26 protein-coding genes are annotated in these 26,393 nt (G+C 62.7%); 17 read left to right on the forward strand and 9 right to left on the reverse strand.

Going from position 1 to position 26,393, the window contains the following annotated elements; genetic code table 11:
* Positions 1 to 270: 270 nt before the first annotated feature.
* The 6 genes from K5K89_RS27320 to pilG all read right to left on the reverse strand — a co-directional run bounded on the left by K5K89_RS27320 (position 271) and on the right by pilG (position 10,095).
* The gene (locus K5K89_RS27320; RefSeq protein WP_058426570.1) at positions 271 to 726 is read right to left on the reverse strand and encodes a chemotaxis protein CheW; all 456 of its coding nucleotides are present in this window, start codon (positions 724 to 726) and stop codon (positions 271 to 273) included.
* Positions 719 to 6,523 carry an Hpt domain-containing protein gene (locus K5K89_RS27325; RefSeq protein WP_222540584.1) on the reverse strand — a complete coding sequence of 1,935 codons (5,805 nt, stop codon included), beginning with the start codon at positions 6,521 to 6,523 and terminating at the stop codon, positions 719 to 721. Before K5K89_RS27325 ends, K5K89_RS27320 begins: the two co-directional genes overlap by 8 nt.
* Positions 6,524 to 6,690: 167 nt before the next feature.
* The gene (locus K5K89_RS27330) at positions 6,691 to 8,742 is read right to left on the reverse strand and encodes a methyl-accepting chemotaxis protein (RefSeq protein ID WP_071490363.1); all 2,052 of its coding nucleotides are present in this window, start codon (positions 8,740 to 8,742) and stop codon (positions 6,691 to 6,693) included.
* Complete coding sequence (locus K5K89_RS27335; RefSeq protein WP_071490364.1) at positions 8,739 to 9,263, reverse strand: chemotaxis protein CheW; 525 nt, start codon at positions 9,261 to 9,263, stop codon at positions 8,739 to 8,741. The genes K5K89_RS27330 and K5K89_RS27335 overlap by 4 nt, the downstream gene beginning before the upstream one ends.
* A 12-nt stretch (positions 9,264 to 9,275) precedes the next feature.
* Entirely contained in the window at positions 9,276 to 9,641 is a 366-nt protein-coding gene (gene pilH, locus K5K89_RS27340) for a twitching motility response regulator PilH (protein ID WP_014720320.1), read from the reverse strand.
* Positions 9,642 to 9,687: 46 nt separating this feature from the next.
* Entirely contained in the window at positions 9,688 to 10,095 is a 408-nt protein-coding gene (gene pilG / locus K5K89_RS27345) for a twitching motility response regulator PilG (RefSeq protein ID WP_071490365.1), read from the reverse strand.
* Positions 10,096 to 10,334: 239 nt separating this feature from the next.
* Between pilG and gshB the strand changes: the two genes are divergently transcribed.
* From gshB to K5K89_RS27380, 7 genes are all read left to right on the forward strand, one after another.
* On the forward strand, positions 10,335 to 11,288 hold the full coding sequence (gshB, locus tag K5K89_RS27350) for a glutathione synthase (RefSeq protein WP_028618297.1): 954 nt from the start codon (positions 10,335 to 10,337) through the stop codon (positions 11,286 to 11,288).
* A 77-nt stretch (positions 11,289 to 11,365) separates the two neighbouring features.
* Complete coding sequence (locus tag K5K89_RS27355; protein WP_058426564.1) at positions 11,366 to 12,271, forward strand: energy transducer TonB; 906 nt, start codon at positions 11,366 to 11,368, stop codon at positions 12,269 to 12,271.
* Positions 12,272 to 12,338: 67 nt separating this feature from the next.
* On the forward strand, positions 12,339 to 12,908 hold the full coding sequence (locus K5K89_RS27360; protein WP_222540585.1) for a YqgE/AlgH family protein: 570 nt from the start codon (positions 12,339 to 12,341) through the stop codon (positions 12,906 to 12,908).
* On the forward strand, positions 12,908 to 13,345 hold the full coding sequence (gene ruvX, locus K5K89_RS27365) for a Holliday junction resolvase RuvX (RefSeq protein WP_003195067.1): 438 nt from the start codon (positions 12,908 to 12,910) through the stop codon (positions 13,343 to 13,345). Before K5K89_RS27360 ends, ruvX begins: the two co-directional genes overlap by 1 nt.
* 73 nt (positions 13,346 to 13,418) lie before the next feature.
* Positions 13,419 to 13,925, forward strand: coding sequence for a bifunctional pyr operon transcriptional regulator/uracil phosphoribosyltransferase PyrR (gene pyrR / locus K5K89_RS27370; RefSeq protein ID WP_058426562.1), 507 nt, complete (start codon positions 13,419 to 13,421; stop codon positions 13,923 to 13,925).
* A 24-nt stretch (positions 13,926 to 13,949) separates the two neighbouring features.
* On the forward strand, positions 13,950 to 14,954 hold the full coding sequence (locus K5K89_RS27375; RefSeq protein ID WP_058426561.1) for an aspartate carbamoyltransferase catalytic subunit: 1,005 nt from the start codon (positions 13,950 to 13,952) through the stop codon (positions 14,952 to 14,954).
* Positions 14,951 to 16,222 (forward strand): dihydroorotase, encoded by a 1,272-nt coding sequence (locus tag K5K89_RS27380; RefSeq protein ID WP_222540586.1) that lies wholly within the window; start codon positions 14,951 to 14,953, stop codon positions 16,220 to 16,222. The genes K5K89_RS27375 and K5K89_RS27380 overlap by 4 nt, the downstream gene beginning before the upstream one ends.
* Positions 16,223 to 16,368: 146 nt before the next feature.
* On the opposite strand, the gene K5K89_RS27385 is transcribed toward K5K89_RS27380, so the two are convergent.
* Positions 16,369 to 16,779, reverse strand: coding sequence for an NINE protein (locus tag K5K89_RS27385; protein ID WP_162276412.1), 411 nt, complete (start codon positions 16,777 to 16,779; stop codon positions 16,369 to 16,371).
* Between the two features lie 268 nt (positions 16,780 to 17,047).
* Here K5K89_RS27385 and K5K89_RS27390 point away from each other — a divergent pair, with 268 nt between their 5' ends.
* Positions 17,048 to 17,683 carry a C40 family peptidase gene (locus tag K5K89_RS27390; protein WP_071490370.1) on the forward strand — a complete coding sequence of 212 codons (636 nt, stop codon included), beginning with the start codon at positions 17,048 to 17,050 and terminating at the stop codon, positions 17,681 to 17,683.
* Between the two features lie 126 nt (positions 17,684 to 17,809).
* On the opposite strand, the gene K5K89_RS27395 is transcribed toward K5K89_RS27390, so the two are convergent.
* Positions 17,810 to 18,844, reverse strand: coding sequence for a type IV pilus twitching motility protein PilT (locus K5K89_RS27395; RefSeq protein WP_222540587.1), 1,035 nt, complete (start codon positions 18,842 to 18,844; stop codon positions 17,810 to 17,812).
* A 57-nt stretch (positions 18,845 to 18,901) separates the two neighbouring features.
* Here K5K89_RS27395 and K5K89_RS27400 point away from each other — a divergent pair, with 57 nt between their 5' ends.
* The 9 genes from K5K89_RS27400 to K5K89_RS27440 all read left to right on the forward strand — a co-directional run bounded on the left by K5K89_RS27400 (position 18,902) and on the right by K5K89_RS27440 (position 25,517).
* Positions 18,902 to 19,588: a YggS family pyridoxal phosphate-dependent enzyme gene (locus K5K89_RS27400; RefSeq protein ID WP_092241976.1), complete on the forward strand. Its 687-nt coding sequence runs from the start codon at positions 18,902 to 18,904 to the stop codon at positions 19,586 to 19,588.
* A 33-nt stretch (positions 19,589 to 19,621) separates the two neighbouring features.
* Positions 19,622 to 20,440, forward strand: a complete 819-nt coding sequence (gene proC, locus K5K89_RS27405) for a pyrroline-5-carboxylate reductase (RefSeq protein WP_222540588.1) — start codon at positions 19,622 to 19,624, stop codon at positions 20,438 to 20,440.
* 9 nt (positions 20,441 to 20,449) lie between these two features.
* Entirely contained in the window at positions 20,450 to 21,040 is a 591-nt protein-coding gene (locus tag K5K89_RS27410; RefSeq protein ID WP_025859579.1) for a YggT family protein, read from the forward strand.
* 119 nt (positions 21,041 to 21,159) lie between these two features.
* Entirely contained in the window at positions 21,160 to 22,299 is a 1,140-nt protein-coding gene (locus K5K89_RS27415; protein WP_071490374.1) for a homoserine O-acetyltransferase, read from the forward strand.
* 7 nt (positions 22,300 to 22,306) lie between these two features.
* Positions 22,307 to 22,927 carry a methionine biosynthesis protein MetW gene (gene metW, locus K5K89_RS27420; RefSeq protein WP_034109956.1) on the forward strand — a complete coding sequence of 207 codons (621 nt, stop codon included), beginning with the start codon at positions 22,307 to 22,309 and terminating at the stop codon, positions 22,925 to 22,927.
* A gap of 21 nt (positions 22,928 to 22,948) precedes the next feature.
* Positions 22,949 to 23,386, forward strand: a complete 438-nt coding sequence (locus K5K89_RS27425; protein ID WP_222540589.1) for a DUF4426 domain-containing protein — start codon at positions 22,949 to 22,951, stop codon at positions 23,384 to 23,386.
* Positions 23,383 to 23,976: an RdgB/HAM1 family non-canonical purine NTP pyrophosphatase gene (rdgB, locus tag K5K89_RS27430; RefSeq protein WP_071490376.1), complete on the forward strand. Its 594-nt coding sequence runs from the start codon at positions 23,383 to 23,385 to the stop codon at positions 23,974 to 23,976. Before K5K89_RS27425 ends, rdgB begins: the two co-directional genes overlap by 4 nt.
* Positions 23,973 to 25,175 (forward strand): radical SAM family heme chaperone HemW, encoded by a 1,203-nt coding sequence (gene hemW / locus K5K89_RS27435; RefSeq protein WP_261400823.1) that lies wholly within the window; start codon positions 23,973 to 23,975, stop codon positions 25,173 to 25,175. The genes rdgB and hemW overlap by 4 nt, the downstream gene beginning before the upstream one ends.
* Positions 25,176 to 25,193: 18 nt before the next feature.
* Complete coding sequence (locus tag K5K89_RS27440; protein WP_058426549.1) at positions 25,194 to 25,517, forward strand: DUF3392 domain-containing protein; 324 nt, start codon at positions 25,194 to 25,196, stop codon at positions 25,515 to 25,517.
* Positions 25,518 to 25,658: 141 nt separating this feature from the next.
* On the opposite strand, the gene trmB is transcribed toward K5K89_RS27440, so the two are convergent.
* Complete coding sequence (gene trmB, locus K5K89_RS27445) at positions 25,659 to 26,384, reverse strand: tRNA (guanosine(46)-N7)-methyltransferase TrmB (RefSeq protein ID WP_058426548.1); 726 nt, start codon at positions 26,382 to 26,384, stop codon at positions 25,659 to 25,661.
* Between the last annotated feature and the right edge of the window lie 9 nt (positions 26,385 to 26,393).

Here is a 26,393-nt window from a genome sequence, read left to right on the forward strand (position 1 = left end):
GGCAAAGGGAAGCGCCGAACCTAGCATCCCACTCAGGCCAGAAAACCGGCCCAATCCAGTTAAAGAAATTACTTACACAAATAACATTCAGTTCCGACATTTTTGGGCGGTTTGGGTCGCGACGGGCTGTCAAACACAGAGGATCAAATGTAAGACAGAGCTTGCCCCCCGATTGCGGTGGGTCAGGTATAGAAGTATCAACTGACAGTCAGCCATCGGGGGCAAGCCCCCTCCCACATTTTGATATTCACTGGGATTGAGAATGAGGGATCAGGCCAGGCCGGACTCTACCAGCAGTGCCTCCAGGCCGAGCAAATCCGGCACCTTCGCCACATGCTCGCCCACCTGCACCGCCGCCAGCTCCAGCGGGCACAGCGGCACATCCACGTAGCTCAACTCACTGTCGAGCTTGTACGACCGTGGAATCCCCTGGATCACCAGCGCAATAAACTTCAACGTCGGCCGCCCACCCAGCGCATTCAGCACCACGATCCGCGAGCGTTCGCCGGTCACGCTGGCTTCGCCGCACACCGCTTCGAAGCTGATCAGCGGGATCTGCCGGTCGCGCCAGGTCACTTGTCGCAAGTACCACGGCGGCGCGTCGCTGGCCGGTTCGCCGCGCTGGAAGTCGATCAGCTCGGCGATGGCGACGTTGGGCAGCACCAGGTGGCGATCGGCCAGGGGCAGCAGCAGGCCGGTGAGTTGGCTGGTGCGGTGGTCAAGCATGGGACTTGCTCCAGTAGGCGATGCTTTCGAGCAGCACCGATTCCTGGTACGGCTTGCCGAGGTAGTCGTTGACGCCGATGGCCATGGCGCGGTCGCGGTGTTTCTGGCCGGTGCGCGAGGTGATCATGATGATCGGCAGGCGCATCAGCCGGGGGTCGTTGCGCACTTGGGTGGCGACTTCGAAGCCGTCCATGCGCGGCATTTCGATGTCGAGCAGCATCAGGTCCGGTGTATGTTCTTCCAGCACTGCCAGCGCGTCGATGCCGTCTTTCGCGGTGAGCACGTTCATGCCGTTGCGCTCCAGCAGGCGGCTGGTGACTTTGCGCACGGTAACCGAGTCGTCCACCACCAGCACCAGCAACGGGCGCTTTTTCAGCGGGTCGTTGAGGATCAGTGGCGCGTCGACCGGCTGGGCCGGCAGCGCGGGTTGCCGCGCACGGATATGCGCCAGCAGGTCAATGATCAGCACCACGCGACCATCGCCCAGGATTGTCGCCCCGGACAAGCCCTGCACACCGGCAAACTGCGGCCCCAGGCCCTTGACCACAATCTCCCGCGTGCCGGCCATGGCGTCCACATGGATGGCCACGTGCCGTTCATTGCACTGCACCAGCAGTACCGGCACCGGTTGATACTGGCCCAGCAGTTTGGGGCGGCTGACGGTGTGCAGCAGATCGCCCAGGTAGAACAGTTCGTAACGCTGGCCGGCGTATTCATAATACGGCGGGTCTTGCTGGTAATGCCCGGCCAGTTCATGGGGCAGCACCCGCACCAGGCCCTCGATGGTGTTGAGCGGGATCGCGTATTGATCGTCCGCGCACTGCACCATGAGTGCACGGTTGACCGACACGGTGAACGGCAAACGAATGCGGAAATGCACACCCTCACCCGGGGTCGAGTCAATGACCATCGAGCCGCCGAGCTGGCGAACCTCTTCATGCACCACGTCCATGCCCACGCCGCGCCCGGAAATCTGCGTGATCTTTTCGGCCGTGGAGAACCCCGGCTGCAGGATGAACTGCAACACGTCGCGGTCGCTCATCTCTTGATGCGCCCCGAGCAGGCCACGCTTGATCGCCTTGCGCCGCACGGCTTCCAGCGGCACGCCGGCGCCGTCGTCGCGCATGTCGAAGACGATATCGCCGCCTTCGTGGGTCAGGTCCAGGGTGATGCGGCCTTTCTCCGGCTTGCCGGCCAGCAGTCGCGCATCGCGGGACTCCAGGCCGTGGTCGACGGCATTGCGCAACATATGTTCCAGGGGCGCCGCCATGCGTTCCAGCACATTGCGGTCCATCTCGCCTTCGGCGTTGCCGACGATGAATTCCACGTCCTTGCCCAACTCGCCCGCCACCTGCCGAACGATGCGCTTGAGGCGTGGCAGCATGCGTTCGAACGGCACCATGCGCGTGCGCATCAGGCCTTCCTGCAACTCGGTATTGATGCGTGCCTGTTGTTGCAACAGGCCATGGGCGTCCTCGTTGCGGCGTTCAAGGGTGTCCTTGAGGTCGAGCAGGTCGGAGGCCGATTCGGACAGCGCACGGGACAGTTGCTGCAACTGCGAATGGCGGTCCATCTCCAGCGGGTCGAATTCTTCGTAGCCCAGGCGCTCGGCCTCGGCCTGCTGGCGGCTGAGGATGCGGCCCTGGGTTTCGGTGTCGAGACGACGCAGTTGGTCGCGCATGCGTGAGAGAGTGGTTTCCACTTCCGTGAGGACAATGCGTGCGTCGTTGACCTGCTGCTCGATACGGCCGCGGAAAATAGACGTTTCACCGGCCAGATTGACCAGATCATCCAGCAGCTCGGCGGAGATCTTCACCATGTCGGCAGCCGGGTCCACCACGGCCTCCGCCTTGCCTGCGGGCAACGCCACCGGCGTCACCGGCTCCTGGTTTGGGTGCACCAGGCTTTTGATGCGCTCGATGAGCTTTTCCACCGAGCCGACCGGCAAGCCGTCCGCCACGGCATCGATCATCTGCGCCAGGCGGTCGTGGCAGCCCTGCAGCAACGCGAACAGCTCAGGCGACGGCGCGAGCAAGCCGGCAGACAGGCCTTCGTAGAGGAATTCCAGTTCGTGAGCCAGGTCGCCAATGGGGGTGATCTCGACCATGCGCGCGCCGCCCTTGAGGGTGTGCAGGTCGCGCAACAGGGTTTCCACTTCCTGGCGGTTGCCGGGCTCGGCCTGCCAGCGCGACAGCGCCGCACTGGAACTGTCGAGAATGTCGGCCGCCTCTTCGAGGAAGATATCCAGCAATTCCGGGTCGGCGCCCGACGCTGCTGGCGCAGCGGCCGATGCGGCAGGCGCGTTGCCTTGGCGCAACGCCCGCACCTTGGCGATCAACTCGGCGTTGTCACTCAAGGGTTGGTGATGCTGGAGCTCTTCAAGCTGCAAGGCCAGATGCTCATGGCTGGCCATCAGCACCTGGGAGAGCTCGGTGGAGTAACTGTAGCGACGGTCCACCAACCCCTCGTACAGGCATTCCAACTCATGGGCCAGGTCGCCAATCGGGCCGATCTCGGCCATGCGTGCACCGCCCTTGAGGGTGTGCAGGTCGCGCTGCAACGACGACAAAGGCGCGGCGTTGTCAGGTTCCAGCAACCAGCGCTTGAGCGACTGGCCGGCGCTGTCGAGGATGTCCACGGCTTCTTCGAGAAAGATCTCGACGATCTCGTCGTCCATCGTGATTTCGTGATCCAACTGCTGGGTAGCGGCGCCCAGTTCGGCAATGCTCAGCACTTGACTGCCATCGCGTTTGATCAAGCCGGTGGCGGACGGGTCGAGGGCTTCATCGAGCAGCTCGCGCAAGGCCTCGACACGGGCCGGCGCCGGGCTGATTTCCTGGCCGGCGGCCAGTTGGTCGAGCATGCTGATCAGCGCTTCATGGGCCTGCTCGGCCTCGTGGAAAAACCGCTCGCTCACCGCCAGGCTGCTCTCCTCCACCGCGCCATAGAGGTCGAGAAGGGCTTCACAGAGTTCGTCGATGGCGTGCAGATCCGCAACATGCGCTCCCTCGCCCAGGGTGGTCAGTTCATCCAGCAGCGCAGTCAGCTCCTGGCGCTCGCCGGGGTGCTGCTGCCAGCGGCGCAGCAGGCTTTCGGCGTCAAGCAGGATGTCCATGCCTTGGGCCAGAAAGTTGGCGATCAGCTGCGGATCGCGCTTGATGCGCACGTCGAGCAGCGCTTCAAGCTGCTGATCCAACAGGCTCTGGGTGCGCTTGATCAGGCCCTCTGCACCGTTGATCGGCGCCAAGGGATCACTGTCCAGGTCGCGCAGCCCACGCTGGAACAGGCCTTCGGCTTCCAGCAGCAACTCCACTTCATCCAGGTCCAGCGGCAGGCGGTGGGCCTTGTACTCGCGGGTCAGGTGGTCCAGCGGGCGCGCCAGTTCGGCGATAGGCAGCACGCCGGCCATGTAGGCGCTGCCCTTGAGGGTGTGCAGAGCGCGTTGCAGCTCATCGCTGACTTGCAGCGGCACATGCTCGGCGGCCTGTTGCAGGAAGTGGTTGAGGCTGTCCAGGTGGCTCTGGGCCTCGTTGCGGAAGATCTCCAGCAACATCGGGTCATGGGCTTCGGCAGTCGCTACTTGTGTACCGCTGGCCAAGGCGTGCGCGCGGGCGGCCAGGGCGTCGACTTCATCACGTTGGCGCTGGTCGTCGATCGCAAAGTCAGCAATCAATTCCGGCAACAGGGCTACCACTTCATCCAGCACCTGTTGCACCTCGGGGCCGAGCACCACGCTGCGCTCCAGCACACGGTTGAGCAGGTTTTCCACGGCCCAGGCCAGCTCGGCCAAGACCAGGGCGCGCACCATGCGGCCGCTGCCCTTTAGGGTGTGGAAAGCGCGGCGCATTTCGCCCTGGGCGGTTTTGTCCGCGCTGTTGGGCAGATGACGGTGCAGCACCTCGAGGACTTCGTCGGTCTCTTCGAGGAAGACTTCGCGCAGTTCGTCGTCGATGGGCTCCTCGTCGGCGGGCGGCGGCAACAGGCTGCCGGGGCGTTGCAGGGCCGGCGGGTTGAGGCGCGACGTCGGACTGGCCAGGGCGTCGTACTGCGATTGGCTCGGCGCAAGCTCGGCCGGCAGTGTGCCATCCGGTGCAACCAACGCCTGGCGCCAGGGTTTCTCGACGGGCAGGTAACCCAGCGCCGCCAAGCCTTGAGTGGCCAACTCCAGCACGCGCTCACCTGCGGCATCGGGGTCCTGGAGCATGCGCTCGAGGTAATACTCCAGGCTGCTGATCACGTCGGCGAAATGCGCCAATTGCATCTCGGACGGTGGCGCATCGCTGCCCATCAACTGTTCGTCGACGTAATCCGTGCACCCGCGCATCAGGCTCGCCGCACGGGGCAAAGGGATCATCGCCAGGGCGCCACGCACCTGGCTCAGCAGCTCGGGCAGGGACTCCAGGCGCTGGCGGTCCCAGTCGGCTTCAATGCAGTCGATCACCAGTTCCTTGGCTTGCTTGAGGCACTGGCAGGATTCGCGGATCACCAATTGGTGGATCTGGGTCAGATCGGTGGTGGGCAGGCGGCTTTCTTCGCGGCTTTCCGGCTCGACGGTGCCGACCATGCCGGCCAGTGTGGCTTCGACGTAGAGCAAGGCGCCGGCGACGTCCATCAGCACGGCGTCGTTAGGCTCGCGCTGGCCTTGGGCCAGGCTCAGTACCACGGCGAGTTGATCGATGATGACCTTGCGCGGCTGGCCGAAACCCAGCACCGCCAGGGTGTCGGCGATCTGCCGCAGTGGTGCGAGCAGCGCATCCAGGTCGCTGGTGTGCTGGCGGTCGCTGCGTACGAACAAGTCGAGGCGCTCCTTGACCCGCACCAGCTCTTCGCACAACGCGCCCAGCACCGAGCCCATGGCGTTGCGGTCCGGCCCGGCCAGGCGCGCGCGCTCGGCGTCGACCACCGCGCTGTCGGGCAAGGCCTCATCCAGGCCGTAGCGTTCCTTGAGGCTTTGCATGCGCGGCGTCGGCCGAGTGACCTTGGCGACGTAAAACAACAGGCTTTTGAGCAGTTCATCCGGCGCTGCCTGATTGATCCCGACGATGCCCTGGGCCAGCAGGCGCTTGAGCTGTCTGTCGCTGGCCTTGAGCAGGCTGCGCAGCGCCGGACTGTTGGCGATCACGCCGGTGAGCATGCCTTCGACCAGCGCCGAGGTGACTTGCCACAATGGCAACAACGGCGCGCCCTGGCACAAGGCTTCAAGGCGCGCGAACACCCGCGCCATGTCTTCCAGGTTGCTGGGGCCATGGTCTTCGCGCAGCAACCCGGCCAAGGCCTGTTGCAGCACTTGGTGCCACTGGCGCAGTTGTTCTTTCAGGTCGGGCACGGCACGTTGGGCCAGGGCCTCATCAGGCAGCGGCGCGATGCTCAGCAGTTGCGGGCTGAACAGACTGGTCTCCGACAACAGGCTTTCACCACGCGCGCTGCGCAGGTCGTTGAGCAATGGCAACACCACCAGCGGCAAGTCGCGGCGGGCGCTGTGCACACGGTCCAGGTACAGCGGCAATTGGTTGAGGGCCTGTTGCAGCAGGCGGATGCTTTCGTCGCGCTGGCTCACGCGGTCGGCTTGCAGGGCCTGCGCCAGCTCTTCGATTTCCTCGGCCAGCAGGGCTGCGCCATAGAACTCGACCATTTGCAGCGCGCCATGCACTTGATGGACACACGCCAGGCACTCGCCGATGGCATCGCCGTCTGAGGTTTCGACGTACGCATCGAGCGCCGAACGGGCCTGTTTCAGGGTTTCGGCAATGTCGCCCTTGACCCATTCGAGGGCCACGTAGTCGTGCCGATCAACCATAACTGCTCCGCTTGGAATTCATGGGTTGCTGGTGGTGCGAGATATCAAGACAGATAGAGATCACATGTGGGAGGGGGCTTGCCTCCGATGACGGTGCATCAGTCAAAGATTGGGTGACTGACCCACTGCTATCGGGGGCAAGCCCCCTCCCACATGTGTACTGCATTTCAATCATCAGCCTGTTTAGCCGCTGGCAAGGTGAACCCCGACACCGACCGGCGCAGCTGGCTGGCCATTTTCGCCAGGTTGCCGATGCTTTCCGCGGTGGCCGTGGAGCCCGAAGAGGTCTGGGTGGTGATCTGCTGGATCACGTTCATGGTCAGGGAGATCTGCCCCGCCGAACTCGTCTGCTGCTGCGCCGCGTTGGAGATGCTCTGGATCAACGCTGCGAGGGTTTTCGACACGCCTTCGATCTCTTCCAGCGCCACCCCGGCATCCTGGGCCAACCGTGCGCCGCGCACCACTTCGGTGGTGGTCTGCTCCATTGAAATGACCGCTTCGTTGGTGTCGGCCTGGATCGCCCGCACCAGGGTTTCAATCTGCCGCGTCGCCGCCGACGAACGCTCGGCCAGGCGTTGCACTTCATCGGCCACCACTGCAAAGCCGCGCCCGGCGTCCCCGGCCATGCTCGCCTGGATCGCCGCGTTGAGGGCGAGGATGTTGGTCTGCTCGGCAATATCGTCGATCAGGCTGACGATATCGCCAATTTCCTGGGACGACTCGCCCAGGCGCTTGATGCGCTTGGCGGTGTCCTGGATCTGTTCGCGAATGTTGTCCATGCCGTGGATGGTGTTGTGCACCACCTCGTTGCCCTTGTTGGCAATTTCCACCGAGCGCTCCGCCACCGCCGACGATTCGGCGGCGTTGGCTGACACCTGGTCGATGGACTGGGCCATCTGGTTGATCGCCGTGGACGCTTCGGCGATCTGCTGAGCCTGGTGCTCCGAGGCCTGGGCCAGGTGCATGGCAGTGGCCTGGGTGTCCTGCACCGCACCGGCGACTTGCCCGGCGGTGAGGTTGATGGTGGCAACCAGGTCGCGCAGCTGGTCGACGGAATAGTTGATGGAGTCGGCGATGGTGCCGGTGAAGTCTTCGGTCACCGAGGCCGTCACGGTGAGGTCGCCGTCGGCCAGGTCTTCGATTTCATCCAGCAGGCGCATGATCGCGTTCTGGTTGCGCTCGTTCTTCTCGGCGGTTTCATGCAGTTGGCGGTTGGTCTCGCGCACCATCACCAGGCCGATCAGGATGATCGAGGTCAGCGCCAGCAGGCCCAGTACATAGCCGCCGATGGTGTCGAAACTGCGGCCACTGGCCAGGTTTTCGAAACCGGTGGCCAGGTGCGAGGCTTCATCGAGCAGGGTTTGTGACAGGTTGAAGATGTTGCTCGCCGAAGCGCGCACCTGGAACAGTTGCGGCGAGGTTTCGAGAATTTCATCCACCGAGCCGGAGACAAACTCGAACAGCTCGGCGATTTCCGCCAGCCGCGCGCGGGCATCGCGGTCTTCGACCTGGGTGATGCGCAGGCCGGGGTTGCCCTGGAGCATGCCGTTGAGCACCTGGCCGAAACGGTTGGCATCGCGGCCAAAGGCGTCGGCGGCCTGCACGGCGGTTTCGTCGCCGGCCAGTACGGTGTTCACCGCCCCCAGGATCCGCTCGGCCAGCAACGACTGGCGCTGGGCCAGGGCGACCTGGCTGGCCGGGGCACCGCGTTGCAGGAGGATGTCGACGACCTTTTCCGACTCCACCTGCAACTGCGGAACGGTTTCGGCCAGGGTCGCGGCGACCTGGTGCAAGGACAGCACGGTCTGCTCACTGGCGAGAATCGCGTCGGTGTTTTTCAGCAGCGCTTCCCAGTCGGTCTGCACCGCACGCATTTCGGCGCGTACCGCACTGGGCGCAGCCGGCAGGCCGGTTTCCGGATCACCTTTTTTCAGGTAGCCCCAGCGCTGGGCGAAGTCGTTGCGCGCATCGCCCAGCAACTTGAACGCAGCAGCCTTGCCGGCGGCGGCTTCGGTGGCGTTCTTGGCAATGCGCTGGGACAGCACGCGCAACTCACCGGCGTGGCCAATGTACTGCTTGTCATAGGTGGACTGGGTGTTGAGGTACGCAAAGTTGGCAAACAGCAACATGATGAACACGATCAGTGCAATGAACAGCACAATGATCTGGGAACGACTGCGCGACGCGGCCTGGGGTTTTGGCGGGGTAACGGTGGTCATGCGGCAACATCCATGAAGCCTGGGGCCTGGGCCAGGGCGAAGGGGCTGAAGACCTGCCACTGCGGGGTGCCCTCGAAACGTCCCTGGATAAACGGCGCGCCGGGAGCGGCACTCGCCAGCAGTGCGTCTTGTGCGAAATGCTGCATTCCCACCACCTCGTCCACCAGCAGCCCGACAAACAAATCGTTGAATTCCACCACCAGTACGCGCCGCTGTTTGCGTGCCTTGGACAGCTCAAGGCCGAGGAACCCGCCCAGATCCATCACCGGCAACAAGCGCCCACGCAGGTTAGCCACACCCTTGACCCAGGCCTTGACCCCGGGCATCAGCGTGCAGCGCGGTTCATGCAGGACTTCGGCAACTTCGCCCATGGGCGCCACATACCAGTGCTGCCCCAGGCGAAAGCCGATCCCGCTCCAGCGTTGCAGGCGGGTTTCCTGGGACGGCAGGTCGGCGGCCAACAGGCGACAGCGGCGGTCGATGTCCAGCAGCAGCTCAAAGGCGGTTTGCGACTCGGTCATGATGGCGAACCGTCAGCCGGCCAGCACCTTGTTCAGGGTGGCGATCAGGGTTTCTTCATCCACCGGCTTGGTCAGATAGTCCTTGGCGCCCTGGCGTGCGCCCCAGATCTTGTCGGTTTCCTGGTCCTTGGTGGTGATGATGATGATCGGGATGCCGTTGGTTTCCGGCTCCTTGGACAGCTGGCGGGTGGCCTGGAAGCCATTGAGGCCCGGCATCACGATGTCCATCAGGACGGCGTCGGGTTTTTCCTGGCGGGCCAGGGCCACGCCATCCGCACCGTTTTCAGCCTTGAGGACCTGGTGGCCGTGCTTTTCCAGCATGCCGGTCAGTTTGTACATTTCGGTCGGCGAATCGTCGACGATCAGAACACGTGCCATGGTTTTCCCCACTACATAGGTGGACGCCGGCCCTTGTGAGGCGGCGTCAGTGTGCTTGTTCTACTACGGCGAACCCTGGCACGTAGGCCTTGATCGCGCCCAGCAGTTCTTCCTTGCTGAAAGGCTTGGTCAAAAACTGATCGACACCCACGATGCGCCCCTTGGCCTTGTCGAACAAGCCGTCCTTGGACGACAGCATGATCACCGGGATCGACTTGAACGCCGGGTTGTTCTTCACCAGCGCGCAGGTCTGATAGCCATCCAGGCGCGGCATCATGATGTCGACAAAAATAATGTGCGGGTGATGATCCACAATCCGGGCCAGGGCATCGAAACCGTCGATGGCCGTGATGACATCGCACCCCGTGTTCTTCAACAAGGTCTCGGCGGTGCGGCGGATCGTCTTCGAATCGTCGATCACCATCACTCTCAAGGCGTTGGAATGCTGTTCCATATCTGCTCTGCCATCGCCACAGCGAATCGGTTTTCGGTGTGTACTGCCTGATGTTGCACAGGATGAGCGCCGCAAGCCTTGGAATTCAAGGGCTGCTGCGCCGTGGCAGTCTTTTTAGCACAGTCTCCGGGCGCAATCTATCGAGCAACCGGCCAGGTGGTTTTTCCTTGACCCACAACAGCCGCAGCGCCACTCTGACGCCACTTTTATGCGCCCTAATTTGCTAGAGGAAATCCCCCATGAGCGTTCGCGTCGGCATTGTCATGGACCCTATCGCCAGCATTTCCTATAAAAAGGACAGCTCGCTGGCCATGCTCCTGGCCGCCCAGGCCCGCGGCTGGACCTTGTTCTATATGGAGCAGCGCGATCTTTACCAGGGTGACGGCGAGGCCCGCGCACGCATGCGCCCGCTGCAGGTGTTTGCCAACCCTGAGAAGTGGTTCGAGCTGCAAGACGAAATCGACAGCCCGCTGAGCGACCTGGACGTGATCCTGATGCGCAAGGACCCGCCATTCGACATGGAATTCGTCTACTCCACCTACCTGCTGGAGCAGGCCGAGCGCGCCGGCGTGCTGATCGTCAACAAGCCGCAGAGCCTGCGTGACTGCAACGAAAAGCTGTTCGCCACCCTGTTCCCACAGTGCACACCACCGACCGTGGTCAGCCGCCGCGCCGATGTGCTGCGCGAGTTCGCTGCCAAGCATGGCGATGTGATCCTCAAGCCGCTGGACGGCATGGGTGGCACCTCGATCTTCCGCCACCGCGCCGGCGACCCGAACCTGTCGGTGATCCTGGAAACCCTGACCGCCCTGGGCACCCAGCAGATCATGGGCCAGGCCTACCTGCCGGCGATCAAGGACGGCGACAAGCGCATCCTGATGATTGACGGCGAGCCGGTGGACTACTGCCTGGCGCGCATCCCGGCCGCCGGCGAGACCCGTGGCAACCTGGCGGCCGGTGGTCGTGGCGAAGCCCGCCCTCTATCGGACAAGGACCGCTGGATTGCCGCCCAGGTTGGCCCGACCCTGCGCGAAAAAGGCCTGCTGTTCGTGGGACTGGACGTCATCGGCGAGAACCTCACCGAAATCAACGTCACCAGCCCCACCTGCATTCGCGAGATCGACAACGCATTTGGCACGAACATCGGCGAAATGCTGATGGCCGCCATTGAGCGCAAGCTGCAAGCCAAGTGATATAGAACAGCCGGACACGCACCAACATTGCGCTATCATGCCCCACCTGTGAAACGCGCGATGTTGGTTTTTTTGTCATGACACTCCCGTCCGAGCTACCCCCCGAACTCTCCCACAGCGGCGTGCGCCCGGCTGATCGGCTCGGATTTACCCTGTTCCTGGCAGCGTTGATTCACTTGGCCCTGATCCTCGGCGTGGGTTTCACCATGGTCGAACCCAAGCAAATCACCCAGACCCTGGAAATCACCCTCGCCACGTTCAAGAGCGAAAAGAAGCCCGAGAAGGCTGACTTTCTCGCCCAGGACAACCAGCAAGGCAGCGGCACCCTCGACAAGAAAGCCGTGCCGAAGACCACCGAAGTGGCGCCGTTCCAGGACAACAAGGTCAACAAAGTCACCCCACCACCGGCGCCCAAGCCGGAGGTCAAGCAGGCAGCGCCCAAGCCCGCCGTGACCACCATCGCACCCAAACCGCAGAAAGCCCCGGCCCAGCGCGAAAAAACCAAGACCGAACCCACGCCCGAGCCTGTAAAACCGGCACCGACTTTCGACAGTTCGACCCTGTCCGACGAAATTTCCAGCCTCGAAGCCGAACTGGCCAACGAACAGCAGCTGTACGCCAAGCGCCCGCGCATCTATCGGCTGAACGCCGCATCGACCATGCGCGACAAAGGCGCCTGGTACAAAGACGAGTGGCGCAAGAAGGTCGAGCGTATCGGTAACCTCAATTACCCGGAGGAAGCCCGACGCCAGCAGATTTACGGAAATTTGCGACTATTGGTGTCAATCAACCGCGACGGCACGCTCTATGAAGTGCAGGTGCTCGAGTCGTCCGGCCAGCCGTTGCTGGACCAGGCCGCCCAGCGCATCGTGCGCCTGGCCGCGCCCTTTGCGCCGTTCAGCGGCGATTTGAACGACGTCGACCGCCTGGAAATCATCCGCACCTGGAAGTTTGCCAAGGGCGATCGGCTGTCGAGCAATTGATGACAATTACCAGCTGTGGCACATCACCAGCTTGTCAGTTCGCCCCTCCACCGCCACACTATCGAACATGAAAAACGTCAGCCCGACCTACCTCAAGCATCAATTCCTGATCGCCATGCCCCATATGGCCGACCCGAACTTTGCGCAGACCTTGACCTACATCGTCGAGCACACGGCCAATGGTGCCATGGGGTTGGTGGTCAACCGCCCGCAAGAGCTGAACCTGGCGGATATCCTTGAGCAACTGCGCCCCGAGCTTGACCCGCCGGCCCGGTGCCAGGGCGTGCCGATTTACATCGGCGGGCCGGTGCAGACTGATCGTGGGTTTGTACTGCACCCGACCGGGCCGAAGTTCCAGGCCACGGTCGATCTGGACGGCGTATCGCTGTCCACCTCCCAGGACGTGTTGTTCGCCATCGCCGACGGCGTGGGGCCTGAGCAAAGCGTGATCACCCTCGGTTACGCGGGGTGGGAAGCCGGCCAATTGGAAGCCGAACTGGCCAGCAATGCCTGGCTGACCTGCCCGTTCGACGCCGACATCCTGTTCAACACCGCCAGTGAACTGCGCCTGGACGCAGCTGCGGCGACGCTGGGGATCAACCTCAACCTGCTGACCAGCCAGGCGGGACACGCCTGATGGCTTTGCGTCTGATCCTCGGGTTTGACTACGGCACCAAACAGATCGGCGTAGCCGTAGGCCAGGTGATCACCGGCCAGGCCCGTGAGCTGTGCACCTTGAAAGCCCAGAACGGCGTGCCGGACTGGAACCAGGTTGAAGCCCTCATCAAAGAGTGGAAGCCCGACGCGGTCGTGGTCGGCCTGCCCCTGAACATGGACGGCACCCCCAGCGACATGTGCCTGCGTGCCGAAAAATTCGCCCGCCGCCTCAATGGCCGCTACAACCTGCCCTTCTATACCCACGACGAACGCCTCACCACCTTTGAAGCCAAAGGCGAGCGACGCGACCGTGGCGGGCAGAAAGGCAGCTACCGCGACAACCCGGTAGACGCCATCGCCGCCGCCCTGCTGTTGCAGGGTTGGCTGGATGAAAACACCGCTTTATTTGAATCCTGACAGACGCGGCTTGCCGCGTCTTTTTACGTTTGAGCCCGGACCTTGCCTGCGCCAAGGTCCTGAAGGAGCCTGCATGAGCCTGCCGAACCCCGCCGAACTGATCAGCCAGATGGCCACCAGCCTCACGGCCCATCTGCAACACCGCAACATCAGCGAGCCGCGCTTCATCGGTATTCGCACCGGCGGTGTGTGGGTGGCCCAGGCGTTGTTGGAAGCACTGGGCAGCGATTCGCCCCTGGGCACCCTGGACGTCTCCTTTTACCGCGACGATTTCAGCCAGAACGGCCTGCACCCACAAGTGCGTCCGTCGGCCCTGCCTTTCGAGATCGAAGGCCAGCACCTGGTGCTGATCGACGACGTGCTGATGAGCGGTCGCACCATCCGTGCCGCCATGAACGAACTGTTCGATTATGGCCGCCCGGCCAGCGTGACCCTGGTGTGCCTGCTGGACCTGGACGCCGGCGAATTGCCGATCAGCCCGGATGTGGTCGGCGCCACCCTGTCGCTAGAAGCCCATCAACGGGTAAAATTGCTCGGTCCCACGCCGCTCGTACTCGAACTGCAAGACCTCGCCCTTTAAACCGCCTTGTAAAGAGTCCCCGCGATGACGCCTCTAGATGCCAAGCGCCCGCTGCAGCTCAATGCTCAGGGCCAGTTGCGACACTTCTTGTCGCTCGACGGTTTGCCCCGCGAACTGCTCACCGAAATCCTCGACACCGCCGACTCGTTCCTCGAAGTCGGTGGCCGGGCGGTGAAGAAGGTCCCGCTGTTGCGCGGCAAAACCATCTGCAACGTGTTCTTCGAGAACTCCACCCGCACCCGCACCACCTTTGAACTGGCCGCCCAGCGGCTGTCGGCCGATGTGATCACCCTGAACGTGTCCACCTCGTCGGCAAGCAAGGGCGAGACCCTGCTCGACACCCTGCGCAACCTGGAAGCGATGGCCGCCGACATGTTCGTGGTACGCCACGGCGACTCCGGCGCCGCGCACTTCATCGCCGAACACGTGTGCCCGCAGGTGGCGATCATCAACGGCGGTGACGGCCGCCACGCCCACCCGACCCAGGGCATGCTCGACATGCTCACCATTCGTCGGCACAAAGGCAGCTTTGAGAATCTCTCGGTGGCCATCGTCGGCGACATCCTGCATTCGCGGGTCGCGCGCTCGAACATGCTGGCCCTCAAAGCCCTGGGTTGCCCGGATATCCGCGTGATTGCGCCGAAAACCCTGTTGCCCATCGGTATCGAACAGTACGGCGTGAAGGTCTACACCGACATGGCCGCAGGCCTCAAGGACGTGGACGTGGTGATCATGCTGCGCCTGCAACGCGAGCGCATGGCCGGTGGCCTGCTACCGAGCGAAGGCGAGTTCTACCGTTTGTTCGGCCTGACCACCGCACGCCTGGCCGGCGCCAAGCCGGATGCCATCGTGATGCACCCGGGCCCGATCAACCGTGGCGTGGAGATTGAGTCGGCGGTGGCCGACGGTCCGCAGTCGGTGATCCTCAACCAGGTGACCTACGGCATCGCCGTACGCATGGCCGTGCTGTCCATGGCCATGAGCGGGCAAACCGCGCAACGTCAATTCGAGCAGGAGAACGCCCAGTGAAGCTCAGCATCCTCGGCGCCCGCGTCGTCGATCCGGCCAGTGGCCTGGATCAAGTTACCGATCTGCATCTGGACGCCGGCAAGCTCATCGCCATTGGCGCCGCGCCCGCAGGCTTCAGCGCCAGCGAGACGATCGAGGCCAAAGGCCTGGTGGCCGCGCCTGGCCTGGTTGACCTGAACGTCGCCCTGCGCGAGCCGGGCTACAGCCGCAAGGGCAATATCACCAGCGAAACCCGCGCTGCCGCAGCCGGTGGGGTAACCAGCCTGTGCTGCCCACCGCACACCAGGCCGGTGCTGGACACCTCGGCCGTGACCGAGCTGATCCTCGACCGCGCCCGTGAAGCCGGCAACTGCAAAGTGTTCCCTATCGGCGCCTTGAGCAAAGGCCTGGAAGGCGAACAACTCGCCGAACTGATCGCACTGCGCGACGCCGGTTGCGTGGCCTTCGGCAACGGCCTGGATAGCTTTCGCAGTACCCGCACGCTGTTACGTGCCCTGGAATACGCGGCGACTTTCGACCTTACCGTGATCTTCCATTCCCAGGACCGTGACCTGGCCGAAGGCGGCCTGGCCCATGAAGGCGCCGTGGCCAGCTTCCTCGGCCTGCCGGGCATCCCGGAAACCGCCGAGACCGTGGCCCTGGCCCGTGACCTGCTGCTGGTGGAACAAAGCGGCGTGCGTGCGCACTTCAGCCAGTTGACCAGTGCGCGGGGCGTGGCCCTGATCGCCCAGGCCCAGGCCCGTGGCTTGCCGGTGACAGCGGATGTGGCGCTTTATCAGCTGATCCTGACGGACGAAGCGCTGATCGACTTCTCCAGCCTGTACCACGTGCAACCGCCACTGCGTACCCTGGCTGACCGCGACGGTTTGCGCGCAGCAGTGAAGTCCGGTGTGGTCTCGGCGATTTCCAGCCATCACCAGCCCCATGAGAGGGATGCCAAGCTGGCACCGTTTGGCGCGACAGAGCCGGGCATCAGCAGTGTCGAACTATTGCTGCCTCTGGCGATGACGTTGGTAGAGGATGGGTTGCTGGACTTGCCGACATTGTTGGCACGCCTGAGCAGCGGCCCGGCCGAGGCCTTGCGCCTGCCAGCGGGCAAGTTGGCGGTGGGTTCGGCGGCGGACCTGGTGCTTTTTGATCCGGCCAGTTCCACGATTGCGGGGGAGCAATGGCTATCCAAAGGTGAAAACTGCCCGTTCATCGGCCATAGCCTGCCGGCGACGGTGCGTTACACCCTGGTGGATGGCCGCATCAGCTACCCGGCCTGAAAAATCCCACCTCTAATGTGGGCATGATCAATGTGGGAGGGGGCTTGCCCCCGATTGCAGTGGGTCAGCTACAGATAAGCTGACTGATCCACCGCTATCGGGGGCAAGCCCCCTCCCACATGTTGATCTCCACCAGAAGTTAAAGATCAGCGGCCGCTGTTGCGCTCGGCATTGCGGATCGATATCTGCGTATTCAACGTCCAGAAGTCATACAGCACCCCAACCAGGAACAAACCGCCGGTCAGCAGGTAGATCAGGCCGGTGATCCATTTGCCCTGGTACATGCGGTGCACGCCAAATACCCCGAGAAACGCCAACAGGATCCAGGCCACGTTGTATTCGATGGGCCCGGCGGTAAACCTCAGGTCCGCTTCACGATCCATGGCTGGGATCAGGAACAGGTCGATCAGCCAGCCGATACCCAGCAAGCCAAAGGTGAAAAACCAGATTGTTCCGGTCACCGGCTTGCCGTAGTAGAAGCGATGCGCCCCGGTAAAACCGAAAATCCACAGCAGGTAACCGATGACCTTGCTGTGGGTGTCTTGCTGCTCGCCAATCTGCTGATAGGTGTTCATCGCGTACCTCTTTTGCCTCGATAGATAAATTTTTTCATTTTCTTTGTGACTTTTTTACGGGCGCCCGACGTACGGCAAATGGTATCTTCCCTGCCCTGAAAGCCTTATGCCACCTGACTTGTGTAGGACAATTGCGGCGAATCGTCGCGTTTTTCCTGATTTTGACGTCAAGGTTCAGTCGACAAACGGCCTGAGAACGACACAAAAAGCTGTTATAAAGTTGCGCGCAAACCCATAAGAGCCACGCCTAATGCGACCATTTTTCAAGACATGGCTAACCATTTGCCTATTAATGCCACTGGCCGCCCACGCCACCAATCGTGAGCAACGACTTCCCAACGTTAACGGTTTCACCCCTAAAGTCCACAGCACGCCAAGCACCGCCAAGTCGGTCAAGCTGACCGTCAACCGCCCGACTCAACTGAGCAAGGCCCACGGCAAGGCAACGGCCGGCCTGGTAGGCGTCAACACCAGGCAGAGCAGCACCGTGCTCAGCCGTGCCGTCAACGTGCTCGGTACTCCTTATCGTTGGGGCGGCAGCAGCCCAAGTAAAGGGTTCGACTGCAGCGGCTTGGTGAAATATGCGTTTAACGACGTAGCCGCCGTGGATTTGCCACGCACCTCCAACGCCATGGCCGCCGGCCACGGGCAGAAGGTTGATCGCAAGGACTTGAAACCGGGTGACCTGCTGTTCTTCAAATTGAAGAGCCGCCAGGTGAACCACGTTGCCATCTACCTGGGCAACGACCGTTTCATCCACGCACCACGCCGTGGCAAAGCGGTCAGCATCGACACGCTGAAGAAACCGTTCTGGGACAAGAACTACGTGATTGCCAAGCGGGTATTGCCCAAAGAGCAGAACAACCTGCGGGTGGTCCAGCGCTGATTCCAGGCTGGAGTGCGGTGGGTGAACAATGTGGGAGGGGGCTTGCCCCCGATTACCGTGGATCAGCTACAAATAAGCTAACTGATCCACTGCTATCGGGGGCAAGCCCCTGCCACATTTGGACCTTCATATTTCCCCAGGCACCCTCGCCTTCTGCTGCGCCTCTTCCCGACTGATCACCCCCTCCCCGACCAACGCCTTCAAGCTCATATCCAGCGTCTTCATCCCCAGCGCCCCACCCGTCTGGATCGCCGAGACCATCTGCGCCACCTTGTCCTCACGGATCAGATTGCGAATAGCCGGCGTACCCAACATGATTTCATGGGCCGCCACCCGCCCCCCGCCGATCTTCTTCACCAGCACCTGGGACACCACTGCCTGCAACGACTCCGACAGCATCGAGCGGACCATGGCCTTTTCCCCCGCCGGAAACACATCCACCAGCCGATCCACGGTCTTTGCCGCCGACGAGGTATGCAAGGTGCCGAATACCAGGTGCCCGGTCTCAGCCGCCGTCAGGGCCAGGCGGATGGTTTCCAGGTCGCGCAGTTCACCCACCAGGATCACGTCCGGGTCTTCCCTGAGCGCCGAGCGCAGGGCAACCGAAAAACTATGGGTGTCGCGGTGCACCTGCCGTTGGTTGATCAATGCCATGTTCGGCGTGTGGATAAACTCGATGGGGTCTTCAAGGGTGAGGATGTGCTGGCGTCGATGCTGATTGAGAAAGTCGATCATCGCCGCCAGAGTCGTAGACTTGCCCGAGCCGGTAGGGCCGGTCACTAGCACCAGGCCGCGCGGCAGCTGGGCGATACGCTGGAATACTTCCCCCAGGCCGAGGCGCTCCAGGCTCTGGACCTCGGCCGGTACGGCGCGAAACACCGCGCCCATGCCCCGCTCCTGCCGGAACACATTGGCGCGGAACCGCGCCACACCGGGCAGTTCGAAGGCAAAATCCGTTTCAAGAGATGTTTCGAAATCCTTTTGTTGGTGCTGATTGAGCAATGGGCTCAACAAGTCGGCCACTTGCGGGGGTGAAAGCACCCGCCCATCCAGCGGCCAGACCTCCCCATCCACCCGCAGCATCGGCGCCAGTCCGGCGGACAAATGCAGGTCGGAGGCGCCACGGCGCACGCTGGCCGTGAGTAATTCAGTGATATCCATAGGGCTTTCCATTTCCAGTAGAATGCCGCGGACTCCATATCCACGGGCGCATCTTGAATGTCGACGATAGCAGACAACATCGGCCAGGTTAGCCAGCGCATCCGCGCCGCAGCCGACGCCGTGCAACGTGACGCAAGCAGCATCCACCTGCTGGCCGTGAGCAAGACCAAACCCGCGCAAGCCGTGCGCGAAGCCTATGCCGCCGGGATGCACGATTTTGGCGAGAACTATCTGCAGGAAGCCCTGGGCAAACAGGCCGAATTAACCGACCTGCCCTTGAGTTGGCACTTCATCGGCCCCATTCAATCGAACAAGACGCGCGCTATCGCCGAGAACTTCGCTTGGGTGCATTCCGTGGACCGCTTGAAAATCGCTCAACGCTTGTCCGAACAACGCCCGGCCGACCTGCCACCGCTGAACATCTGCATCCAGGTCAACGTCAGCGGCGAAGCCAGCAAGTCCGGCTGTACACCCGCCGACCTGCCAGCCCTGGCCAACGCTATCAGCGCCCTGCCGCGCCTGAAGCTGCGTGGCCTGATGGCAATCCCCGAGCCGACCGAAGAGCGCGCCGCGCAAGATGCAGCCTTCGCCACCGTGCGCGAGCTGCAAGCCAGTTTGAACCTGCCGCTGGACACACTTTCCATGGGCATGAGCCACGACCTTGAGTCGGCCATTGCCCAAGGCGCCACCTGGGTGCGGATCGGTACCGCCCTGTTTGGCGCCCGCGACTACGGCCAGCCATGAAATGGCTGACTTCCATATAGCTAAGGACCTGTCATGAAAGACACGCGTATAGCCTTTATCGGCGCCGGTAACATGGCGGCCAGCCTGATCGGTGGCCTGCGGGCCAAGGGCCTGGATGCCGCGCAGATCCGCGCCAGCGACCCGGGCGCAGACACCCGTGCCCGCGTCAGCGCCGAGCACGGTATTGAAACCTTTGCCGACAACGCCGAGGCCATCCAGGGCGTCGACGTGATCGTGCTGGCAGTGAAGCCGCAGGCCATGAAGGCGGTGTGCGAAAGCCTGCGCCCAAGCCTGCAGCCGAACCAACTGGTGGTGTCCATCGCCGCCGGCATCACCTGCGCCAGCATGAACACCTGGCTCGGCGCCCAGCCGATCGTGCGCTGCATGCCCAACACGCCAGCCCTGGTCAGCCAAGGCGTGAGCGGCTTGTACGCCACCACCGAAGTGAGCGCCGAACAACGCGACCAGGCGCAAGAACTGCTGTCCGCCGTGGGCCTCGCGCTGTGGCTGGAACAGGAGCAGCAACTGGACGCGGTCACCGCCGTATCCGGCAGCGGCCCGGCGTATTTTTTCCTGCTGATCGAAGCCATGACCGCCGCCGGCGTGAAGCTGGGCCTGTCCAAGGACGTTGCCGAACAACTGGCCGCGCAGACCGCCCTGGGGGCTGCGCGCATGGCGGTGTCCAGCGATGTGGACGCCGCCGAGCTGCGCCGCCGCGTGACCTCGCCGGGCGGCACCACACAGGCGGCCATCGAGTCGTTCCAGGCCGGGGGCTTTGAAGCCCTGGTGGAAAAAGCACTGGGTGCCGCTGCGCGCCGCTCGGCGGAACTCGCCGAACAACTGGGCAAATAAGGAGCCAACATGATTGGTTTGAACACCGCAGCCGTCTACGTGCTGCAAACCCTCGGCAGCCTGTACCTGCTGATCGTCCTGATGCGCTTCGTGCTGCAACTGGTACGTGCGAACTTCTACAACCCGCTCTGCCAGTTCATCGTCAAGGCCACCCAACCGCTGCTCAAGCCATTGCGCCGGATCATCCCGAGCCTGTTCGGCCTGGACATGTCGTCGCTGGTGCTGGCAATCCTGGTGCAGTTGGCCTTGATGGCGCTGACCCTGCTGCTGACCTACGGCACCACCGGCAATTTCGTACAGTTGCTGATCTGGGCCATCATCGGCGTGACCGCGCTGTTCCTGAAGATCTTCTTCTTCGCCCTGATCATCAGCGTGATCCTGTCCTGGGTCGCCCCCGGTAGCCACAACCCTGGCGCCGAGCTGGTGAACCAGATCTGCGAGCCGGCCCTGGCGCCATTCCGCCGCCTGCTGCCGAACCTCGGCGGCCTGGATATCTCGCCGATCCTGGCGTTCATGGTGCTCAAGTTGCTGGACATGCTGGTGATCAACAACCTGGCGGCCATGACCGGGATGCCGGAGATTTTGCGTCTACTGATCTGACGCAAAGCAAATGTGAGAGGGGCAAGCCCCCTCCCACATTTCAAACCGCTCAGGCCATTGCTTGCCGCTAGGTGCAGCGGTCTTTAGACTTACGCCTCATTTAAACGAGAGCAGGGTCGATGCCAGCTGCCTTCCCCCCCGATTCTGTTGGACTGGTCGTGCCCCAAGTGGCGCACTTCAGCGAACCGCTGGCCCTGGCCTGCGGCCGTTCGCTGCCCGCCTACGACCTGATCTATGAAACCTATGGCCAACTGAACGCCACGGCGAGCAACGCCGTGCTGATCTGCCACGCCTTGTCCGGCCATCATCACGCGGCCGGTTTCCACTCTGCCGAGGATCGCAAGCCCGGCTGGTGGGACAGTTGCATCGGCCCCGGCAAGCCCATCGACACCAACAAGTTCTTTGTGGTCAGCCTGAACAACCTGGGCGGCTGCAACGGTTCCACCGGCCCCAGCAGCCTCAATCCGGAAACCGGCAAACCGTTCGGCGCCGACTTCCCGGTGCTCACCGTGGAAGACTGGGTGCACAGCCAAGCGCGCCTCGCCGACCTGCTGGGTATCAACCAGTGGGCGGCAGTAATCGGCGGCAGCCTGGGCGGCATGCAGGCGCTGCAATGGACCATCACCTACCCGGACCGCGTGCGCCATTGCCTGGCAATCGCCTCGGCCCCCAAGCTGTCGGCGCAGAACATCGCCTTCAACGAAGTGGCACGCCAGGCCATCCTTACCGACCCGGAGTTCCACGGTGGTTCGTTCCAGGAAGCCGGCGTGATTCCCAAGCGCGGCCTGATGCTGGCGCGGATGGTCGGGCATATCACCTACCTGTCCGATGACTCCATGGGCGAGAAATTCGGCCGTGGCCTCAAGAGCGAGAAGCTCAACTACGACTTCCACAGCGTCGAGTTCCAGGTGGAAAGCTACCTGCGCTACCAGGGCGAGGAGTTCTCGGGGCGTTTCGACGCCAACACCTACTTGCTGATGACCAAGGCGCTGGACTACTTCGACCCGGCCGCCAACCACGACGACGACCTGGCGAAAACCTTCGAAGGCGCCACGGCCAAGTTCTGCGTGATGTCCTTCACCACCGACTGGCGCTTCTCGCCGGCCCGCTCCCGCGAGCTGGTGGACGCGCTGATGGCTGCACGCAAGGACGTCTGCTACCTGGAGATCGATGCACCGCAAGGCCACGACGCCTTCCTGATCCCGATCCCGCGTTACTTGCAGGCGTTCGGCAATTACATGAACCGGATTACTGTGTGAGAACGCCATGAGAGCCGACCTGGAAATCATCCAAGACTGGATCCCCGCCGGCAGCCGCGTGCTCGACCTGGGCTGCGGCGATGGCGAACTGCTGAGCTGGCTGCGCGACAACAAGCAAGTCACTGGCTACGGCCTGGAAAACGACCCGGACAACATCGCCCAGTGCGTGGCCAAAGGCATCAACGTGATCGAGCAGGACCTGGACAAGGGCCTGGGCAACTTTGCCAGCAACAGCTTCGACATCGTGGTGATGACCCAGGCCCTCCAGGCGGTGCACTACCCGGACCGCATCCTCGACGAAATGCTGCGCGTAGGCCGCCAGTGCATCATCACCTTCCCCAACTTCGGGCACTGGCGCTGCCGCTGGTACCTGGCCACCAAGGGCCGCATGCCGGTGTCGGACTTCCTGCCGTACACTTGGTACAACACGCCGAACATCCACTTCTGCACCTTCGAAGACTTCGAAGCCCTGTGCAGTGAGCGTGAAGCCAAGGTGATCAACCGCCTTGCCGTCGATCAACAGCATCGTCACGGCTGGGCAAGTAAACTATGGCCCAATCTGTTGGGCGAAATCGGTATTTACCGGGTCAGCAGTCCTGGCCTGACGGACCACAAGATTGCCGTCTAATCATCTTCAAGAGGGACGCTCATGAAACGCCTGGCTGTATTTCTATTGACCGCGTGCCTGGGCGCCAGCGCCCTGGCCGCCGACGCTATCGATGCCAATCGCAAGAAAGACTTCGGCGATATCACCGTCCACTACAACACGTTCACCTCCAGCTTCCTGCAACCGGAAACCGCCCAGGCCGTCGGCGTGGTGCGCAGCAAGGAAAAGGGCTTGATCAACGTGACGGTGATCAAGGGCGTGACCCCGGTGGCCGCGCAAGTGACCGGCACCATCAAGGACTTGGGCGGCAAGAGCGAAGTCCTGACGTTCAAGCAGATCAACGAGAAAGGCGGCATCAATTACCTGGCGCCCTACTCCGTGACGCAGCGCGAATACAAGACGTTTACCATCAACGTTGAAACCGGCGGCAAAGCCCATAGCTTCCAGTTCAACCAGGAACTGTTTCCGGCGGAAAAATGAACCTCACCCAACTCGTACTGGCCAGCCATAACGCCGGCAAACTCAAAGAACTGCAAGCCATGCTCGGCGACTCCGTGCAGTTGCGCTCGATTGGCGAGTTCAGCCAGGTGGAACCGGAAGAGACCGGCCTGTCGTTCGTCGAGAACGCTATCCTCAAGGCACGCAACGCCGCACGCATCTCCGGCCTGCCAGCGCTGGCGGATGACTCGGGGCTGGCCGTCGATTTCCTCGGCGGCGCACCGGGCATTTATTCGGCGCGCTACGCCGACGGCAAGGGCGATGCCGCCAACAACGCCAAGCTGCTGGACGCGCTCAAGGACGTACCGGACGCCGAGCGCGGCGCACAGTTCGTCTGCGTGCTGGCCCTGGTACGGCATGCCGATGACCCGCTGCCGATTCTGTGCGAAGGCCTGTGGCACGGGCGCATCCTGCATGCGGCCAGCGGCGAGCATGGGTTTGGCTATGACCCTTTGTTCTGGGTGCCGGAACGTAACGTTTCCAGTGCCGAACTGAGCCCGGCCGACAAGAACCAGATCAGCCACCGTGCCCGCGCAATGGATTTGCTGCGCCAACGCCTGAGCCTGAAATGACCCTGAACACCTCTGCGCAGCCGCTGATCCACGGCGGCGCGCAAACACCTCGGGCGGCCTTGCCTGTGCTGCCGCCCCTGGCGCTGTACATCCATATCCCGTGGTGCGTGCGCAAATGTCCTTATTGCGACTTCAACTCCCACACCGCCAGTAAAGTGCTGCCGGAAGAGGAGTATGTGGACGCCGTGTTGGCCGACCTCGATCAGGACCTGCACGCAGTGCATGGCCGCGAACTCAGTTCGATCTTCTTCGGCGGCGGCACGCCCAGCCTGTTCAGCGCCGCAGCGTTGGGGCGGTTGCTCAAGGGCGTGGAAGCCCGCATCCCGTTTGCCGGCGATATCGAGATCACCCTGGAAGCCAACCCCGGGACGTTCGAGCAAGAAAAGTTCGTGGCCTATCGCAAGCTGGGGATCAATCGCTTGTCCATCGGTATCCAGAGCTTCCAGCAGGAAAAGCTTGAGGCCCTGGGCCGTATCCACAATGGCGACGAAGCCGTACGTGCCGCTGGCATGGCGCGCCAGGCCGGGTTCGATAACTTCAATCTGGACTTGATGCACGGGCTGCCCGATCAGTCCCTGGACGATGCCTTGAGCGACTTGCGCCAGGCCATCGCGCTGAAGCCGACGCACTTGTCCTGGTACCAGCTGACCCTGGAACCCAACACCGTGTTCTGGAACCAGCCGCCTGCACTGCCGGAAGACGACACCCTGTGGGACATCCAGGAAGCCGGCCAGGCGTTGCTTGCCGAACACGGCTACGCGCAATATGAAGTATCGGCCTATGCCCAACCAGGTCGCCCGGCGCGGCATAACCTCAATTACTGGAGCTTCGGTGACTTCATCGGCATCGGTGCCGGCGCACACGGCAAGCTCAGCCATCCGGACGGGCGCATCGTACGCACCTGGAAGACCCGTGCACCGAAGGACTACCTAAACCCGGCCAAAAGCTTCCAGGCCGGCGCGAAGGAGCTGACCAACGAAGAGTTGCCATTCGAGTTCCTGATGAACGCCCTGCGCCTCACCGAAGGGGTCGATGCCAGGCTCTACGCCGAGCGTACCGGTCTGGATCTGGCGAGCCTCGATGAAGGCCGCCGCGAGGCAGAACAAAGTGGCTTAATGCAGGTCGAACCGTCACGCCTGGCGGCGACCGACCGCGGGCAACTCTTTCTCAATGATCTGTTGCAGAAGTTTTTGAGCTGACGCTCTTAAGGAAATCGAATGGATTTGGTACTCGACCTGCTCGCCACCGTATCCCGCTGGAGCCGCAGCAACCTGTCGGAAATCTCCCTGGCCCTCGTGGGCTGCCTGCTGGTGCTGTTCGGCGCCGATATCAAGGGCTGGATCGAAGCACGCCTGGGCAGCATCGCGGGTGCGTTGCGCGTGCCGTTGATGGCGCTGGTGTGCATGATCGGCAGCGGCGCGGCGCTGATCTATGCCACGCCGTGGATTGTGCGGGGGTTGAGCCAGTTCAATAACTACAGCCTGGCGCCGGTGTTGATCGTGGTACTGGTACTGATCGGCGTAGTCGCAGACCGCCGCTGATTCATAGCACACTGCAAAAACAAATGTGGGAGGGGGCTTGCCCCCGATTGCTTTGGGTCAGCTACAGATAAGCTGACTGATCCACCGCTATCGGGGGCAAGCCCCCTCCCACATAGAATTGCATTTCAAGCTAATGGGGAGTTACGCCAGCTTCTCGAACTTCAGATCCCACACCCCGTGCCCCAGCCGCTCGCCACGACGCTCGAACTTGGTGATCGGCCGCTCGGCCGGGCGTGGCACGCATTTGCCGTCTTCAGCCAGGTTGCGGTAGCCGGGGGCGACGTTCATCACTTCCAGCATGTATTCCGCGTAGGGTTCCCAGTCGGTGGCCATGTGCAGGATGCCGCCCACTTTCAGCTTGCTGCGCACCAGCTCCGCAAAGGAGGCCTGGACGATGCGGCGCTTGTGGTGACGGGCTTTGTGCCATGGGTCCGGGAAGAACAGCATCAGGCGATCGAGGCTGTTGTCGGCGATGCAGCGGTTGAGCACTTCGATCGCGTCGCAGTCATAGACCCGCAGGTTCGTCAGGCCTTGGGTCAACACGCCGTTGAGCAGCGCGCCGACACCTGGGCGGTGGACTTCCACGCCAATGAAGTCCTGGTCCGGCGCAGCGGCGGCCATTTCCAGCAGGGAGTGGCCCATGCCGAAGCCGATTTCCAGGGAACGCGGGGCCGAACGGCCGAACACCTGGTCGTAGTCCACCGGCGCGTCGGCCAATGGCAACACGAACAGCGGCGTGCCTTGCTCCAGGCCCTTTTGCTGGCCTTCGGTCATGCGACCGGCGCGCATCACAAAACTCTTGATGCGGCGGTGCTTGGACTCGTCGCCTGCTTCCAGGGTGTTCGGCGTTTCGTTTGATTCAGTCATCAATGGCTC

The organism is Pseudomonas sp. DR208, assembly GCF_019823005.1.
In the GTDB taxonomy this organism is placed as follows: Bacteria; Pseudomonadota; Gammaproteobacteria; order Pseudomonadales; family Pseudomonadaceae; genus Aquipseudomonas; species Aquipseudomonas extremorientalis.

Coding starts and splice junctions, on each gene's coding strand:
- K5K89_RS27325 (WP_222540584.1), bottom strand. CDS start 6,523: ATGGTTGATCGGCACGACTACGTGGCCCTCGAATGGGTCAAGGGCGAC.
- gshB (WP_028618297.1), top strand. CDS start 10,335: ATGAGCGTTCGCGTCGGCATTGTCATGGACCCTATCGCCAGCATTTCC.
- pilH (WP_014720320.1), bottom strand. CDS start 9,641: ATGGCACGTGTTCTGATCGTCGACGATTCGCCGACCGAAATGTACAAA.
- metW (WP_034109956.1), top strand. CDS start 22,307: ATGAGAGCCGACCTGGAAATCATCCAAGACTGGATCCCCGCCGGCAGC.
- K5K89_RS27410 (WP_025859579.1), top strand. CDS start 20,450: ATGATTGGTTTGAACACCGCAGCCGTCTACGTGCTGCAAACCCTCGGC.
- proC (WP_222540588.1), top strand. CDS start 19,622: ATGAAAGACACGCGTATAGCCTTTATCGGCGCCGGTAACATGGCGGCC.
- K5K89_RS27360 (WP_222540585.1), top strand. CDS start 12,339: ATGAAAAACGTCAGCCCGACCTACCTCAAGCATCAATTCCTGATCGCC.
- rdgB (WP_071490376.1), top strand. CDS start 23,383: ATGAACCTCACCCAACTCGTACTGGCCAGCCATAACGCCGGCAAACTC.
- K5K89_RS27330 (WP_071490363.1), bottom strand. CDS start 8,742: ATGACCACCGTTACCCCGCCAAAACCCCAGGCCGCGTCGCGCAGTCGT.
- K5K89_RS27335 (WP_071490364.1), bottom strand. CDS start 9,263: ATGACCGAGTCGCAAACCGCCTTTGAGCTGCTGCTGGACATCGACCGC.
- hemW (WP_261400823.1), top strand. CDS start 23,973: ATGACCCTGAACACCTCTGCGCAGCCGCTGATCCACGGCGGCGCGCAA.
- K5K89_RS27395 (WP_222540587.1), bottom strand. CDS start 18,844: ATGGATATCACTGAATTACTCACGGCCAGCGTGCGCCGTGGCGCCTCC.
- K5K89_RS27320 (WP_058426570.1), bottom strand. CDS start 726: ATGCTTGACCACCGCACCAGCCAACTCACCGGCCTGCTGCTGCCCCTG.
- trmB (WP_058426548.1), bottom strand. CDS start 26,384: ATGACTGAATCAAACGAAACGCCGAACACCCTGGAAGCAGGCGACGAG.
- K5K89_RS27355 (WP_058426564.1), top strand. CDS start 11,366: ATGACACTCCCGTCCGAGCTACCCCCCGAACTCTCCCACAGCGGCGTG.
- K5K89_RS27390 (WP_071490370.1), top strand. CDS start 17,048: ATGCGACCATTTTTCAAGACATGGCTAACCATTTGCCTATTAATGCCA.
- pyrR (WP_058426562.1), top strand. CDS start 13,419: ATGAGCCTGCCGAACCCCGCCGAACTGATCAGCCAGATGGCCACCAGC.
- K5K89_RS27400 (WP_092241976.1), top strand. CDS start 18,902: ATGTCGACGATAGCAGACAACATCGGCCAGGTTAGCCAGCGCATCCGC.
- K5K89_RS27375 (WP_058426561.1), top strand. CDS start 13,950: ATGACGCCTCTAGATGCCAAGCGCCCGCTGCAGCTCAATGCTCAGGGC.
- K5K89_RS27440 (WP_058426549.1), top strand. CDS start 25,194: ATGGATTTGGTACTCGACCTGCTCGCCACCGTATCCCGCTGGAGCCGC.
- ruvX (WP_003195067.1), top strand. CDS start 12,908: ATGGCTTTGCGTCTGATCCTCGGGTTTGACTACGGCACCAAACAGATC.
- K5K89_RS27425 (WP_222540589.1), top strand. CDS start 22,949: ATGAAACGCCTGGCTGTATTTCTATTGACCGCGTGCCTGGGCGCCAGC.
- K5K89_RS27415 (WP_071490374.1), top strand. CDS start 21,160: ATGCCAGCTGCCTTCCCCCCCGATTCTGTTGGACTGGTCGTGCCCCAA.
- pilG (WP_071490365.1), bottom strand. CDS start 10,095: ATGGAACAGCATTCCAACGCCTTGAGAGTGATGGTGATCGACGATTCG.